Here is a 14230-nt window from a genome sequence, read left to right as displayed (position 1 = left end):
GCTCACTTGCGGTGCGAGCCGGGGATCGCGCGGCTGGACACCGCGATCCGGTTCCAGGCGTTGATCGTGGCCACCGCGACGATCAACGCGGCCAGCGTCGGCTCGTCGTAGTGCTCGGCGGCCTCGGCCCACACCTCGTCCGGCACGCCGTGGCCGTGGTCGGGCAGCCGGGTCGCGGCCTCGGCGAAGGCCAGGGCGGCGCGCTCGGCCGGGGTGAAGAACGGAGTCTCCCGCCACACGGCCACCGCGTAGAGGCGCTCGTCGGTCTCGCCCGCCGCCTTGGCGTCGTGGCAGTGCATGTCGACGCAGTAGGCGCAGCCGTTGATCTGGCTGGCGCGCACCTTCACCAGCTCGTAGGTGCTCTTGGGCAGCGAGCTGCCCGCCATGAACTTCTCCAAACCGAGCATCGCCCGATAGGCCTCGGGAGCGTGGGCGGCGACGTCGATCCGCTGCTGCATCAATCTCTCCATTCAGGGTGTTCGATATCCAGGATTCGCGGAAAACTCAGGCGCGCGCGGCGGTCAGCCACCGGCGTAACCGCTCGCCGGTGCCGGGGTTGCGCCGCTCGACGGCGCCGACGATGTCGGCGATCGACTGCCCGGCCAGCTCGCGCCGCCAGGCCAGCTCCGCGCGGCGCATCGTCTGCGAGATCGCGCACGTGGCGCGGTAGTCCACCGCCGGGTCGCCCCAGGGGGAGTCGGCCAGGATGCGGGCGCAGCGGAAGGCGTCCTCGGCGCCCTCGATGGCCACCACCACGTCCAGCGCGCTGATCGCCTCCGGCGCCCGCGCCAGCCGGAACCCGCCGCGCGGGCCGGAGGTGGAGGTGAGGATCCCGGCGCGGGCCAGGGCCTGCAGCTGCTTGTTCAGGTAGGCGGCGGGCAGGCCGAACACGGCGGCCAGCCGGGCCGCGGGCACCGCGTCGCCCGGCTCGACCCAGGCGAGGTTGGCGCACGTGTGCAGCGCCCACTCCACGCCCTCGCTCATCCGCATAACCTGGACATTACATGTCCAAGATCTAGGTGTCGAGGGTGACCCGCGCCTCCCGCAGCCCCCGCGCCCGCGCCACCCGCTGTGCCTCGTCGGCGATCCCCGCCCGCGCCGCCTTGCCCACGGGGGAGAACAACGCCACCGCCACGTCCAGCCGCGCACCCGCCACCCGCGTGCGCCACACCCCGGCGATGTCGCCCTCGGCGAGCACCACGCCCGGGCTGCCGATCACCCGCCACACCTGCCTGCGCCGCGCCGCGTCCGGCACCAGCACCTCCCGGTCGCGGCCCTGCAGCAGCGGGTCCGCGGGCGGCAGCAGCCGCACCAGCCCCCGCGCGTCCGGCGCCGACCGCACCGCCGCCACATCCGACTCCGGCAGCGCCGCGGGCCGCCCGTCCACCCGCACCGGCACCAGCCCCTCGGGCCACACCGCCTTCACCACCCCGACCGTGGTGTCCAGATAGGCGGCCAGATCGGCGGGAGAGGCCGGGCCGTGCACCCGCAGATACGCCGCGACCAGCGCCCCCGCGTCCGCGGCCTCCTCCGGCAGCGCGTGCCGATCGGGCAGCGGACGCAACCGGGCAGGCCGCGTCTCGGCCACCACCTCCACCCCGGCGGCGATCCCCACCAGCTGGAACAGGCTGCCGAACACGTGCGTGCTCGCGCACGCGCGACAGTCATAGGAATACGCGGGCGGCAGCATCGCCGTCATCTCCGCGCTCGCCCGGGCCCGCGGCATCTCCTCCGACACCACCGCCCGCAACGCCGCCGCACCCGCGGCGAACCCCGCCGCCGCCCCGACACCGGCCGCCCGCAGCGACCGCGCCGCCGCCGTCCCCAACCGCGCCGCCGCGTCCGCATCACCCCGCGGATACAACAACGCCGCCAGGCCCGCGACGTCCGCCCGCCGCAGCAGATGCGGCGCCCCGCGCTGCGCCCACACCAGCACCAGGTCGGGAGGGGACAGCTCGGCGCCATCGGGCAGCCGCGCCGCCAGCGCCACCCGCGCGCCCGCCCCGGCCGTGTCCTGCACCCCCAGCTCCAACACCCCCAGCCCGGTCGCCACCGCCGTCTCGCGGCGCAACCCGTGCCGGGCGACGCGGTGGGCCAGGACCTGGGCGCGACTGAACTCCATCCCCCGACCGTAACCGCGCCCCCCGACACCGGACGGGCCACGAGCCTCAGTCAAACGGACCCCACGACGGACACCCGCGCTGTCCGGAGACGACCGACCACGGCGCCGACGACGACCCCGGCCGCCATTCCATCTCACGGCCAGGCGTCCACCGCCGCCGAGCAGGCACTCCCCGACCTGCCCGTGGGCGGCGGGTCTGCCGGACTAGTCGATCCGCGTCACCACGTGCTCGGAGACCACCTTCGCCGCCGCACCACAGCTCACCGGCCGCGCCGCGCCCGGCACCTCCGCCACACTCACCCGCCACGCCCGACCGTCGTCATGCGCGACCACCACCCGCCACTCGCCCTCCACCCGCTCCGGCTCCCGCACCGCCAACACGTCCGGATCCAGCGTGTTCGTCAACTCCCGCACCGCCAACTCCGCAGCCTGCGCAGGCGCCGCCCACGTCGACCGGCCCCGACAGTTCGACAACACCACACCCGGCGACGTCACCAACGCCTCCCCAACCTCCCGATCCACCCGCGCGTACGCGTACCCCGTGGGCAACACCAACGCCGTCGGCGCGAACCGGTGCCCACCCAGATGCGTCGCCTCCCACACCACATCCCCGTGCGCGGCCGCCAACTCCGCCGCCGCCGGACGCCCCAACACCGCGCAGCACACATCCCGACGCCCATTGGTGCACACCAACAGCAACCGGCCCGCCGCCGGAGCCCCGAACCCCGCCACACTGCCCGCCCCCGCCGCCGCGAAATCCAGGTCCAGCAGTTGCTTCGGGTCATTGAGCGTCGCCGACCGCAGGAACGTCCGCCCCGGCGCCGTGTGCGCCAGATAAGCCCGGCGGGGGAGCGGCCGATGCCGATCGGGATGACGGCCCGGGCGGCGGATCAACACCACCCGCACCCCAGTCCCCTTCGCCCTGGCCGCCAACTCCGCGCCCAACCCCGGATCCAGGTGCGAGGCCGTCAGCGCCTCCGCACCCCACGGACCCGGCTGCTCAACACACAGCCACGTCGCCGCCACGGCCGCCGTCCCCGCAGGACGCTCACCCGCCGCCCCGGACACCGCCGAACAAGTCGCAGTCATCAGCGCCAGACTCTCACGCCCGGTACCGCCGATCGAGTGACACCCCCTAGGAGCGGTCGCAGGTCCGCACAATCCGCTCCGCCAACTCCCGCATCCGCGCCACCAACTCCGGCGGCTCCACCACCTCGAACTCACACCCCAGGAACCACACCCACACCGCCAACTCCTCCAACACGTTCGCCCCGATCCGCAGCAGACAACTCTCCCCGTCCACCGGCTCCAACACCCCGGTCTGCCACGTCACGAACTCCGCCGCCCGCTCCACCGGCACCAACAACCGCAACACCGCCTGATACCGGTACGCCCGATTGGTCACCCCGAACGCGGTGTACGCGGCGATGTCCTCATCCGGCGGCGTCCGCTCCGCGAACCGCGGCCCCAACGGCGTCCTCGGCGACAACCGGTCCACCCGGAACGTGCGCCAGTCATCCCGCTCCACGTCGAACCCCACCAGATACCAGCGCCGACCCGCGTGCACCAGCTTCAGCGGCTCCACCTCCCGCACCGACACCCCACCCCCGTGCGACCGGTAGTCGAACCGCAGCCGACACCGATCCCGGCACGCCCCCGCGATCACCGCCAACGTCTCCGCCGACACCACCGGCCCCCGACCCGGCACCGCCACCGTCGCCGCCTGCAACGCCGCCACCCGATGCCGCAACCGCGACGGCAACACCTGCTCCAACTTCGCCAACGCCCGCACCGAGGTCTCCTCGATCCCCGACACCGACCCACCCGCCGCCGTCCGCAACCCCACCGCCACCGCCACCGCCTCGTCATCATCGAGCAACAACGGCGGCAACGCCGCACCCGCCCCCAACCGGTACCCGCCCGCCGTCCCCGTCGCCGACTCCACCGGATAGCCCAACGACCGCAGCTTGTCCACATCCCGACGCACCGTCCGGTCCGTCACCCCAAGACGGCCCGCCAACTCCCCACCCGACCACTCCCGCCGCGTCTGCAGCAACGACAACAACCGCAACAGCCGCGCCGAGGTCTCCAACATGCCCCCAGCATCCCACCCCCTGCGGACAGGACCGGTCCGCAACCGCCCGTAACCTGCGCGGCATGTCGCTCAACCGCGCCCTGCTCGCCCGCCAACACCTGCTCACCCGCGCCGACCTCGACCCCACCACCCTGATCGAGCACCTCGTCGGCATGCAGGCCCAAGCACCCAACCCGCCCTACATCGGACTCTGGTCGCGGCTGACCCACTTCACCTTCGACGACCTCGCCCACCGCATCACCGACCGCACCCTCACCCGCATCCTCCTCATGCGCGGCACCATCCACCTCGTCACCGCCCGCGACGCCCACGGCCTGCGCCCCCTCGTCCAACCCGTGCTCGACCGCGCACCCACCGACATCCCCGCCACCGACATCCCCGCCGTCCTCGACACCGCCCGCCACCACCTCCACCAGCGCCCACTCACCGCCGTCGAACTCGGCAAGCTCCTCGCCCCCGACTTCCCCGACCACGACCCCGGCGCCCTCGCCGCCCTCGCCCGCCTGCGCCTGCCCCTCGTCCAGGTCCCGCCCCGCGGCCTCTGGCAGCGCACCGGACCCGCCGCCCACACCCTCGCCACCACCTGGCTCGGCGAACCCACGGGGGAGCGGCCCACCATCGACGACCTCGTCCTGCGCTACCTCGCCGCCTTCGGCCCCGCCACCCCCGCCGACGCCCAGGCCTGGTCCGGCCTCACCGGACTCCGCGAGGTCTTCGACCGCCTACCCCTGCGCACCGTCCACACCGACGGCCGCACCCTCCACGACCTCCCCGACGCGCCCCGACCACCCGCCGACACCCCCGCACCCGCCCGCTACCTCACCGACTTCGACAACCTGCTGCTCTCCCACGCCGACCGCACCCGCGTCATCAGCGACGAGCACCGCCGCACCGTCATCACCAAGAACGGCATCGTCCACCCCACCATCCTCATCGACGGCCACGTCGCCGGGACCTGGCGCATCACCCGCACCCGCACCGCCGCCACCCTCACGGTCACCCCGTTCACCCCACTGCGCCCCGCCGACCGCGACGACCTCACCCGCGAAGGCCACGCCCTCCTCACCGCCACCGACCCCGACCGCACCCACGACGTCCAGGTCTAGACCCCGACACCAGCCTCACCGCGCCCCGGCTGGACCAGGCCTTGCGTCCTTGCACCGGACTCCGGCAGCAGGACCACCCGAACCTGCCAATGACCGTCGACGGCCCCGACCAGGGTTCGGCTATTCAGCGACCCTGAACCCCGCACCGGCACCAGCCGATCACCGCGCCGAGTGGCCGACCGCGAGCACCACCGCAGGAGCGACCGCCCCACCTGCACCATCACGAACCGGGGGAGACTCGACCCGAGATCACGCGACCCCGCCCAACACCGCCAACCCCGCCGCCGTCACCGCCACCGGCACATCCCGCGACCCCACACCCCGACCGATCGCCACCAACCCCCGCCGCTCGGCCACCATCAACACCTCCGCCTCCCACTCCGGCACCCGACCAGCCGCCGAACCGTCAGCACCCGCCCACACGAACCCCTCCGGGCCACCCCACCAGCCCGCATGGAACAACACCGCCCCCGCGGCCACATGCCCCAGCGCCTCCACCACACCCTTCATCCCGACCACCCCCGGTCTCGTGACGCCTGTCACAAGCAGGTGTAGCAGCGGCCACTGACATCCCGCTCACCCCGACGCCAACCACCCCGCGATCTCCCCACGCACCCGCTCCTTCACCCCCACCGGAGCGAACGACGCCTCCACCGCCGCCACCGACAACCCCGCCACCACCTCATCCGACCACCCCCACCGCGCCCGCAACCGCCCGAACTCCCCACTCAACGACGTCCCCACCACATCCGGCACATCCAGGTTCACCGACACCGCCACCCCCGCCGCCATCAACCCCGGCAACGGATGCACACCCAACCCCGCCACCAACCCCAACACCACATTCGACGACGGACACACCTCCACCGCCACACCCCGCTCCCGCAACTCCGCCACCACGGACGCGTCCGCCCTGATCCCGTGCCCGATCCGATCCGCCAACCCCACCCGCACCGCCTCCACCACCGACTCCGGCCCCGCCATCTCCCCGGCGTGGTGCACCATCCGCAACCCCGCCGCCCGCGCCTGCGCCAACACCGACGCGAACGGCGCCAACGGGAACGCCTCATCCCCGGCCACCCCCACCGCCACCACCTCGGGGAACCGCGACGCCCACTCCACCATCGCCGCCAACCGCCCCACCGACCGCCGCCGCGAATGATCCAGAATCAACCGCGTCACCACGTCGTGCTCGGCCGACCCCTCCGCCAACCCCGCCACCACCGCCGCCAACGGCTCGTCCCCGGACCCCAACCGCTCACCATGCGACCCCGCCGAGAACGTCACCTCCGCGTACCGCACCCCGTCCGCCGCCGCGTCCGCGCAGAACTCCCGCGCCACCCGCGCGAAATCCTCCGGCTCCCGCAGACACGACCGCACCACCGAGCCCCGGTCCGCGAACTCCCGGAACCCCGAGAACCCGCCCTCCGGCACCCCCGGCACCACCACCCCGTACCGAGCCGCCAACTCAGCCAACGTCGACGCCCGCACCGCACTCTCCAGGTGCACGTGAAGATGCGCCTTCGGCAACGCCACCAGATCCCGCACCCCCACACCAGTACCCCCACCCACCCGCCACACTCAAATCAATAACCCATGGCAACCTTTCCCGCCCCACCGAGATCAAGGGAGTGACACATCACCACCCACGGAAGGCCCACCGTGCCGCTGCGCTTCGCCCCACCCCGCACCCGCCACCTCGCCGTCACCAGCCACCGCAGCGGACCCGTCCACACCATCGCCGCCCAAGGCCACATCGACCTCGCCACCGACGCCCCCTGGCACGACCACCTCATCGACGCCGCCACCAGCGCCGACGGCACCACCCACCTCGTCGTCGACCTCACCGACGTCACCTACCTCAGCTGGGCCAGCACCGCCGCCCTCATCCGCGCCCACCACGCCTGCGCCGCCCGCGGCCGCCACCTCGTCGTCCGCGCGGGCGGCGCCATCCTCACCGGCCTGCGCCTCACCCGCCTCGACCACACCCTCACCATCACCCCGGCCACCACCACCGCCCGCACCGCCACCGCCCACAACCACAGCGAATGGCTCATCGCCTAAACCGCCACAGCCCGGCCTGACCCACTAGCCACCGGGCCCTGCAACGCCGGGCCCTTCAGCGGCACGACCAGCCCTCACGAACACCAGCGCGCCGACGGCCGCAGCGGACTACGCCGCCGCGTGGCCACTCCCGGTCGCCGACCGCAGGAACGCCCCCACCTCGTCCAGCGCGGCATGCCCCTCCGGAATCGGGCCCGCGAACGCCTGGAACACGTGCAACTGCCCCTCCCACACCTGCAGCCGATGCGGCACACCCGCCGCGCACAACCGCGCGGCCAACAGGTGCGCGTCGTACAGCAGCGCCTCCGCGCCACCGGCCTGGATCAACACCGGCGGCAGCCCCGACAGGTCCCGGCGCGCGGGGGAGGGGTCCTCGTCCAACCCCGCCAACAGCATCGTCCGCAGCTTCGGCAGCCGGTGCGCGGGCAGGTACGCGTCCGTCTTCAGGTTCGGATGCTCAGCCCGGCCCAGGTGATCCAACTCGACCAAGGGGGAGAGGGCCACCAGCGCCGCGGGCCCCGGCTGACCCTCGTCCCGCGCCGTCAACGCCGTCGTCAGCGCCAGGAACCCGCCCGCGGAGTCACCCGCGATCACGATGTCGGTGAAACCCTGCTCCACCAACCACGTGTAGGCGTGGTGCGCGTCGGCCATGGAGACCGCCAGGGGAGAGGCGGGCAACTGCCGGTACGCCACCGACAACGCCGTGACCCCCGCCCGCTCCGCGATCCGCGCCGCCAGCCTCCGGTGCGTGCGCAGACCACAGCAGAAGAACCCGCCGCCGTGCAGGAACAACATCACCTTGTCCGGGTCGGCGCCCGGCGGCCTGATCCACTCGCCGTGGAAGCCGGGGAAGTCCACCCGCTCGACCTCGGTGTCCCGGGTGACCGGCACGACGAACGACGCCGCCCACTCGAACACCACCGCCAGCCGCAGCATCACCGGCGTCAGCGGGCTGTACCGGAAGACCGGCCGGATCACCACCCGCATGAACCGCGCGAACCGCCGCGCCTTCGCGCTGATCCCGCTGAACGTGTCGATTACCGGCTCCACGGCGGCTCCCTCCAGAGTTACCGGATAGTAGCTTCGCGGACCGGGCAGACACCATGATCAGTTCGGGGAGCTGTGGCGCGCTGACAACAACGCCCTTTCGCGCTCGCTGACCTGCACAAAGAACGTCCGCCCCGCAGGACACACCGCAATCGACGCCCCGACGCGCGAGACCAGCGGGCCCTCGGTGATGCTGTGGGCGTGGAGTACGTGTCCAGAGTGCCGCGACCGCCGCTGGACGGGCTGATCGACGACCTCTACTACCTGGAGGGCACCCCGCCGTACGCCCGGCTGACGCTGCCGCCGATGCCCGCCGCGTTGCTCATCGTCAACCTCGGGGCGCCGTTCCGCATCCGCGCGGGCGCCGACATCGAGACGGCTGAGTACGCCGACGGCTGCGTGGTCACCACACCCACCCGCGCACTGGAGTTCGGCTACCCACCCCGGACCCGATCCGTCGGCGTGCACTTCAAGCCATGGGGGCTGGCGCCGTTCCTGCCGATGCCCGCGGCCGAACTGTGCGACCGGCCGGTGACGGTCGAGCAGGCCTGGGGCAGACCCGCCACCGCCGAGCTGCGAGACCGGCTGGGCACGGCGGCCGGACCACACGAGATGCTGACGCTGCTGGAGGAGGAGCTGACGCGACGGCTGAGCGAGACCGCATCCCTGGGACTGGTCCGCCACACGAGCGGTGTCATCGTGGCGACCAGCGGGGCCGTGGCGATCGGCGACCTGAGCGCGGCAGCCGGTGTCAGCAGCACCCATCTGGCACAGCGGTTCAAGGAGCTCATCGGCGTCACCCCGAAGCGGCTGGCCCGCACCTACCGCTTCGCCGCCGCCGTGTTCACGATCAACCCCGCCGAGCCGATCGACTGGAGCGGCCTCGCCAATGGCGCGGGCTACTTCGACCAGGCCCACTTCGGCCACGAGTTCCGGGAGTTCACCGGGCTCACGCCGACCCGGTACCTCGAGGTCCGGCGACGGTTCCTGCGCGACCATCCCGGCCACGCGCTGGACGGCTGGCCGCTGCCCGCCGATTGATTTCTTACAAGAGCGACAGCTCACGACGCGCTAGTTTCGGGCACCCCGAAGCAGAGGAGAGGCCGTGGGCAAGGTGGTCATGTACAGCTCGGTGTCCGTGGACGGTTTCGTCGCGGACGAGAACGACCAGCCCGGGCCGCTGTTCGACTGGTTGTCCAACGGAGACGTCCCGTTGGACGAGAGCGGCGTGCTGAAGGTGTCGCGGGCGTCCTACGACCACACCCGGCCGTACTGGGACCAGATCGGGGCGACGATCGTCGGCCGCCACGTCTTCGACCTGACGGACGGCTGGGACGGGACGCCGCCGGGCGGGGTCGACCACGTGGTCGTCGTGACGCACCGGCCGAAGCCCGAGGGCTGGGACCTCGAGGCGCCGTTCCACTTCGTCGACGGGGTCGAGGCGGCCGTGGCCAAGGCGCGGGAGCTCGCGGGTGACCGCGTGGTCGAGGTCGCCGCAGGCGACGTCGGAGGCCAGGTGTTCGCCGCGGGTTTGGTCGATGAGGTGCGCATGGACGTCGTACCCGTGGTGTTCGGGTCTGGCAAACGCTACTTCGGGTCCGTCGACGCGCAGCACCTGTTGGAGGACCCCGACGTGGTGATCCAGGGCGATCGAGTGCTGCATCTGCGCTATCGGGTGCGCCGGTGACCAGAGGCGGGGGGCGGCCACGAACGCCATACTTAACATAATGTCGATTATCGAACTTCGGGCGACCTGCGAGAACGTGCCGGAAGGGGTCGATCCGCAGTCGTTCCGCTGATTCACAGCGCGCGACTCATCAAGACGGTTCGATGACGCCGACACCGACGGCCCGCGACACCCGCCCTCGGCGCGACTGATGCGCGAGTGCCCAGAGCACCGGATGGGGCCCCGCGGTGACGCTTCGATCCCCGGCTACGACCTACGGGCTCGGCACATCAAATCGTCACCGTGACGAAACGGGCATGAGTGATCGGTCGTCGGTAAATCATGCATAACCGCCATTATGCATGTAACCAGTTACGCTCAGTCGGGTGATCAGGGGTGGGCCCGGTGGCGGGGATGTCGGTGGGGCGCGGTATCCACATGTCGTGAAGTTGATCGACGCGCAGACGGCGTTCTTCGTGGCGCGCAAGCCGCGCAAGGACTCCCCCAACACGACGGCGGCCTACCGGCGGGATCTGGCCGGGGTGACCGGGCGGCTGGTCGACGAGCTGGGGACGGCGGCCGAGGAGATCCAACTCGACCAGGTGGACGCGGCCGCGCTGCGGGCGGCGTTCGGGTCCTTCGCCGACGACCACGCGCGCAGCTCGGTGGCGCGGGCCTGGTCGACGTGGAACCAGTTCTTCCAGTTCTGCGTGGCCGACGGGCTGGTGGCGGGCAACCCGATGGGCGCGGTGGGCAGGCCGAGGCCCGCTCCCCTCTCCCCCAAGCCGCTGCGCGGCGAGGGCACGCCGGAGGAGCTGCTGGCGGCGACGGCGTCGGGGGCGCGGCGGGCGCGCAGGCCGTGGCCGGAGCGGGATCTGCTGGTGGTGGCGTTGGGGCTGGTGGCCGGGTTGCGGGCGGCGGAGTTGCGGGCGCTGCGGCGCTCGTCGGTGGTGGGGCGGCCGGGTGAGCGGCGGTTGTTCGTGCGGGGCAAGGCGAACCGGGAGCGGTCGATCCCGATCGAGGCGCCGTTGGAGCGGGTGATCGAGGCGTATGTGGAGTCGTGTGGGCGGCGGTTCCCGGGGGTGTCGTTCGGGCCGGAGTCGCCGTTGGTGCTGGGGTCGGACGGGGCGGGGATCGGGCGGGGCGCTTTGGACTACCTGGTGCGGTCGTGTTTCCAGGCGGCGGGGTTGCGGGACCGGGTGCCCGCGGGGGCGAACCTGCACGCGTTGCGGCACACGTTCGCGACGCGGTTGGCCGAGGACGGGGCGAACGCGGTGGAGATCATGGCGCTGTTGGGGCACGCGTCGTTGAACACGAGCCAGAACTACATTGAGGCGACGGGTGCGCAGCGGCGGGCGGCGGCGGCGTCGAACCGGACGTACCGGGTGTTGTCGGAGTTGGTGGAGGAGTAGATGCGGCGGAAGGTGCGCTCACCGCTCCCCCAGGTCGACGGGGTGGACGCGGTGCGGGTGCGGCTGCCGGTGTCGTCGGAGTGGGCGACGGTGCGGGATCACCTGGTGGATCGGTTGCCGGTGTCGGCGGCGCGGGTGGACGCGATGTTCGCGGCGGGGGCGGTGTGGGCGGAGTCGGGGCCGTTGGGGGTGGACGCGCCGTTCGTGCGGGGTGGGTCGGTGTGGTTCCACCGGGAGTTGCCGGTGGAGGTCCCGGTGCCGTTCGAGGTGTCGGTGCTGTTCCGGGACGAGAACCTGGTGGTGGTGGACAAGCCGCATTTCCTGGCGACGATCCCCCGGGGGTCGCATGTGCGGGAGACGGCGTTGGTGCGGGCGCGGCGGTTGACGGGGATCGCGGAGTTGAGTCCGGCGCACCGGTTGGACCGGTTGACGGCGGGGGTGGTGGTGTTCGTGGCGCGGCCGGAGTTGCGGGGTGTGTATCAGGAGTTGTTCGCGCGGCGGTTGGTGCGCAAGGAGTATGAGGCGGTGGGGCGGGTGTCGGGGGTGGCGCCGTCGCCGGGGACGGTGGTGCGGAGTCGGATCGTGAAGGAGCGGGGGGTGCACGCGGCGCGGGAGGTGGCGGGTCCGGTGAACGCGGTGACGCGGGTGGTGTCGGTGGAGCGGCGGGGGGATGTGGGGTTGTTCGGGTTGGTGCCGGAGACGGGTCGGACGCATCAGCTGCGGGTGCACATGGCGGGGTTAGGGGCGCCGATCGTGGGTGATGACCTGTATCCGGTGGTGGCGGAGCGGGCGCCGGATGACTTCTCGGCGCCGTTGCAGTTGTTGGCGCGGGCGGTGGAGTTCCGGGATCCGGTGTCGGGGGTGGAGCGGCGGTTTGTGTCGGGTTTGTCGTTGTCGGCGTGGGCGGGGTGATCGGTGGGTACCTCTTCGGGGTGACGGTCACTTCGAGGAGGTCGTGATGGGCGACATGTCCGGTACGCGTACTCGACACCCCGGTCAGCAGGTGGCCGCGGCGGTCGGTGCGGTGTTCCTGTTGGTGGGGATCCTGGGGTTCATCCCGGGGGTGACGACGAACTACGACGAGATGCAGTTCGCCGGGCATGAGTCCGGCGCGCTGTTGTTCGGGTTGTTCCAGGTGTCGATCCTGCACAACCTGGTGCACCTGTTGTTCGGTGTGGCGGGGCTGGCGATGGCGCGGACGTTGTCGGGTGCGCGGGCGTTTTTGCTGGGCGGTGGGCTGATCTACCTGCTGCTGTGGCTGTATGGGTTGTTCATCGGGCATGACAGTGCGGCGAACTTCGTGCCGTTGAACAACGCGGACAACTGGCTGCACCTGCTGTTGGCGGTCGGCATGATCGCGTTGGGTCTGCTGGTGGCGAGCCCGCGGCGGTCGCGGATGTGATGAGGGTGTCGGGGGCGGGGCGCGGCCGGTCGGGTCGCGCCCCGTTTTCGTCTCATGCGAGGCGGCGGACGAGTTCGGTGACGAGGTGGTGGGGGTCGGGGAAGACGTCGGGGAGGGTGAGGCGTTCGAGGATGAGCCAGTTGAGGGCGAGGTAGAGCAGTTCGACGGTGGTGGCGTCGCCGGGCAGGCCGGAGTCGATGTGGGTGGTGATGTTGGCGTCGACGTCGGCGCGGATGCGGGTGGTGAGGAGGTCGCGCAGGTGGGGGCGGCGGGTGGCTTCGAGGCGGAGTTCGAGGAGGGCGAGGTGGCCGCTGGGGAAGGCGGTGACGCGGTCGACGAGTTCGTGCATGAGTCGGGTGAGGGTGGTGTGGTCGCGGGGTCCGTGGTGGACGGCGGCCATGGTGGGGGCGTCGGGGGTGAGGCGTTCGTAGACGCGGTGGGCGACCTGGGTGAGGAGGTCGTCGCGGTTGGTGAAGTAGTTGGAGGCGGTGCCGGTGGGGACGGCGGCGTGGGTGTCGACGGCGCGGAAGGTGAGGCCGCGGGCGCCGTCGCGGGCGAGGACGTCGATGGCGGCGTCGAGCAGGGCGGTGCGGCGGGTGGGGTTGTGGCGCATGGGTCTCCTCGTTGACAGCACTACATCTGGAGTACTACAGTGAGAGTAGTTCAAGTGTAGTGGAGGCTGTGTGCGCAAGCTCGTGTACTACGTCGGCATGTCGATCGACGGGTTCATCGCCGGGCCCGCCGGGGAGGTCGACTTCTTCCCGGTGACGGAGGACGTGGTCGGCTTCATCCGCGACGACTACCCCGACACGTTGCCCACGCACGTGCGCGCGCAGCTGGGGGTGGACGTGCCGAACCCAAACTTCGACGTGTGCGTGCAGGGGCGGGTGACGTATGAGCCCGCGCTGGAGATCGGGGTGACCAGCCCGTACGCGCATCTGCGGCAGGTGGTGGTGTCGGAGAGTCTCGGGGAGAGCCCGGACCCGGCGGTGGAGGTCGTGTCGTCGGGTGTGGTGGAGTGGATCCGGGAGCTGAAGGCGCAGCCGGGCCGCGACATCTACCTCGCGGGCGGCGGCCGCCTGGCGGGCGCGCTGCTGGCGGAGGTCGACGCGCTGGTGCTCAAGGTGTACCCGGTGGTGGTGGGCTCCGGGGTGCCGCTGTTCAGCGCGGACTTCTCCCCCACCGCGTTCACCTTGACGGGCACGAAGTCGCTGCCGAGCGGGATGGTGGTGCTGTCGTACGAGCGGGCGTGACGCTTCTTTGGGTGCGGCCCCGTCGTCGAGTGTGACGGCGGGGCTGCGTCGTGTCCGGGGGGT

Annotated in this window: 17 protein-coding genes; 8 read left to right on the top strand and 9 right to left on the bottom strand. The window is 71.9% G+C overall.

Annotated elements, in window-relative coordinates; all coding sequences use genetic code 11:
• Positions 1-2: 2 nt before the first annotated feature.
• The 5 genes from IEY98_RS10510 to IEY98_RS10490 form a co-directional block, all read right to left on the bottom strand.
• The gene (locus IEY98_RS10510; RefSeq protein ID WP_189210250.1) at positions 3-458 is read right to left on the bottom strand and encodes a carboxymuconolactone decarboxylase family protein; all 456 of its coding nucleotides are present in this window, start codon (positions 456-458) and stop codon (positions 3-5) included.
• Positions 459-504: 46 nt separating this feature from the next.
• Positions 505-990 (bottom strand): RrF2 family transcriptional regulator, encoded by a 486-nt coding sequence (locus IEY98_RS10505; protein WP_189210249.1) that lies wholly within the window; start codon positions 988-990, stop codon positions 505-507.
• A gap of 25 nt (positions 991-1015) precedes the next feature.
• Positions 1016-2122, bottom strand: coding sequence for a DNA glycosylase AlkZ-like family protein (locus IEY98_RS10500; protein WP_189210248.1), 1107 nt, complete (start codon positions 2120-2122; stop codon positions 1016-1018).
• 204 nt (positions 2123-2326) lie between these two features.
• Positions 2327-3211 (bottom strand): ferredoxin family protein, encoded by an 885-nt coding sequence (locus IEY98_RS33085; RefSeq protein WP_189210247.1) that lies wholly within the window; start codon positions 3209-3211, stop codon positions 2327-2329.
• Positions 3212-3257: 46 nt separating this feature from the next.
• A complete protein-coding gene (locus IEY98_RS10490; protein WP_189210246.1) occupies positions 3258-4217 on the bottom strand; it encodes a helix-turn-helix transcriptional regulator in 960 nt (319 codons plus the stop codon).
• A gap of 62 nt (positions 4218-4279) precedes the next feature.
• Between IEY98_RS10490 and IEY98_RS10485 the strand changes: the two genes are divergently transcribed.
• Positions 4280-5323, top strand: coding sequence for a winged helix DNA-binding domain-containing protein (locus tag IEY98_RS10485; RefSeq protein ID WP_189210245.1), 1044 nt, complete (start codon positions 4280-4282; stop codon positions 5321-5323).
• 249 nt (positions 5324-5572) lie between these two features.
• Here IEY98_RS10485 and IEY98_RS10480 read toward each other — a convergent pair whose 3' ends face one another.
• Entirely contained in the window at positions 5573-5833 is a 261-nt protein-coding gene (locus IEY98_RS10480; RefSeq protein WP_189210244.1) for a hypothetical protein, read from the bottom strand.
• A gap of 66 nt (positions 5834-5899) precedes the next feature.
• Entirely contained in the window at positions 5900-6871 is a 972-nt protein-coding gene (gene add / locus IEY98_RS10475) for an adenosine deaminase (RefSeq protein WP_189210243.1), read from the bottom strand.
• A 114-nt stretch (positions 6872-6985) separates the two neighbouring features.
• On the opposite strand from add, the gene IEY98_RS33080 reads away from it, so the two are divergent.
• Positions 6986-7387, top strand: coding sequence for an STAS domain-containing protein (locus tag IEY98_RS33080; protein WP_189210242.1), 402 nt, complete (start codon positions 6986-6988; stop codon positions 7385-7387).
• A gap of 108 nt (positions 7388-7495) precedes the next feature.
• On the opposite strand, the gene IEY98_RS10465 is transcribed toward IEY98_RS33080, so the two are convergent.
• On the bottom strand, positions 7496-8437 hold the full coding sequence (locus tag IEY98_RS10465; protein ID WP_189210241.1) for an alpha/beta hydrolase: 942 nt from the start codon (positions 8435-8437) through the stop codon (positions 7496-7498).
• Positions 8438-8653: 216 nt separating this feature from the next.
• On the opposite strand from IEY98_RS10465, the gene IEY98_RS10460 reads away from it, so the two are divergent.
• The 5 genes from IEY98_RS10460 to IEY98_RS10440 all read left to right on the top strand — a co-directional run bounded on the left by IEY98_RS10460 (position 8654) and on the right by IEY98_RS10440 (position 12914).
• Complete coding sequence (locus IEY98_RS10460) at positions 8654-9475, top strand: helix-turn-helix domain-containing protein (RefSeq protein ID WP_189211708.1); 822 nt, start codon at positions 8654-8656, stop codon at positions 9473-9475.
• Positions 9476-9539: 64 nt separating this feature from the next.
• Positions 9540-10121 carry a dihydrofolate reductase family protein gene (locus IEY98_RS10455; protein WP_189210240.1) on the top strand — a complete coding sequence of 194 codons (582 nt, stop codon included), beginning with the start codon at positions 9540-9542 and terminating at the stop codon, positions 10119-10121.
• Positions 10122-10543: 422 nt separating this feature from the next.
• Positions 10544-11512 carry a tyrosine-type recombinase/integrase gene (locus IEY98_RS10450; protein ID WP_189210239.1) on the top strand — a complete coding sequence of 323 codons (969 nt, stop codon included), beginning with the start codon at positions 10544-10546 and terminating at the stop codon, positions 11510-11512.
• A gap of 255 nt (positions 11513-11767) precedes the next feature.
• Entirely contained in the window at positions 11768-12424 is a 657-nt protein-coding gene (locus tag IEY98_RS10445) for a pseudouridine synthase (RefSeq protein WP_308425871.1), read from the top strand.
• 46 nt (positions 12425-12470) lie between these two features.
• Positions 12471-12914: a DUF4383 domain-containing protein gene (locus IEY98_RS10440; RefSeq protein ID WP_189210237.1), complete on the top strand. Its 444-nt coding sequence runs from the start codon at positions 12471-12473 to the stop codon at positions 12912-12914.
• Positions 12915-12966: 52 nt separating this feature from the next.
• Here the strand turns inward: IEY98_RS10440 and IEY98_RS10435 are convergent, their stop codons facing one another.
• Complete coding sequence (locus IEY98_RS10435) at positions 12967-13527, bottom strand: TetR/AcrR family transcriptional regulator (RefSeq protein ID WP_189210236.1); 561 nt, start codon at positions 13525-13527, stop codon at positions 12967-12969.
• A gap of 70 nt (positions 13528-13597) precedes the next feature.
• Here IEY98_RS10435 and IEY98_RS10430 point away from each other — a divergent pair, with 70 nt between their 5' ends.
• Positions 13598-14167, top strand: a complete 570-nt coding sequence (locus IEY98_RS10430) for a dihydrofolate reductase family protein (RefSeq protein WP_189210235.1) — start codon at positions 13598-13600, stop codon at positions 14165-14167.
• Positions 14168-14230 lie beyond the last annotated feature (63 nt).

Origin of the sequence: Actinokineospora fastidiosa, assembly GCF_014648415.1 — a bacterium.
GTDB lineage: Bacteria > Actinomycetota > Actinomycetes > Mycobacteriales > Pseudonocardiaceae > Actinokineospora > Actinokineospora fastidiosa.
The sequence above is the reverse complement of the archived record's forward strand: the minus strand, read 5'-3'. Positions and strand labels throughout refer to the sequence as shown.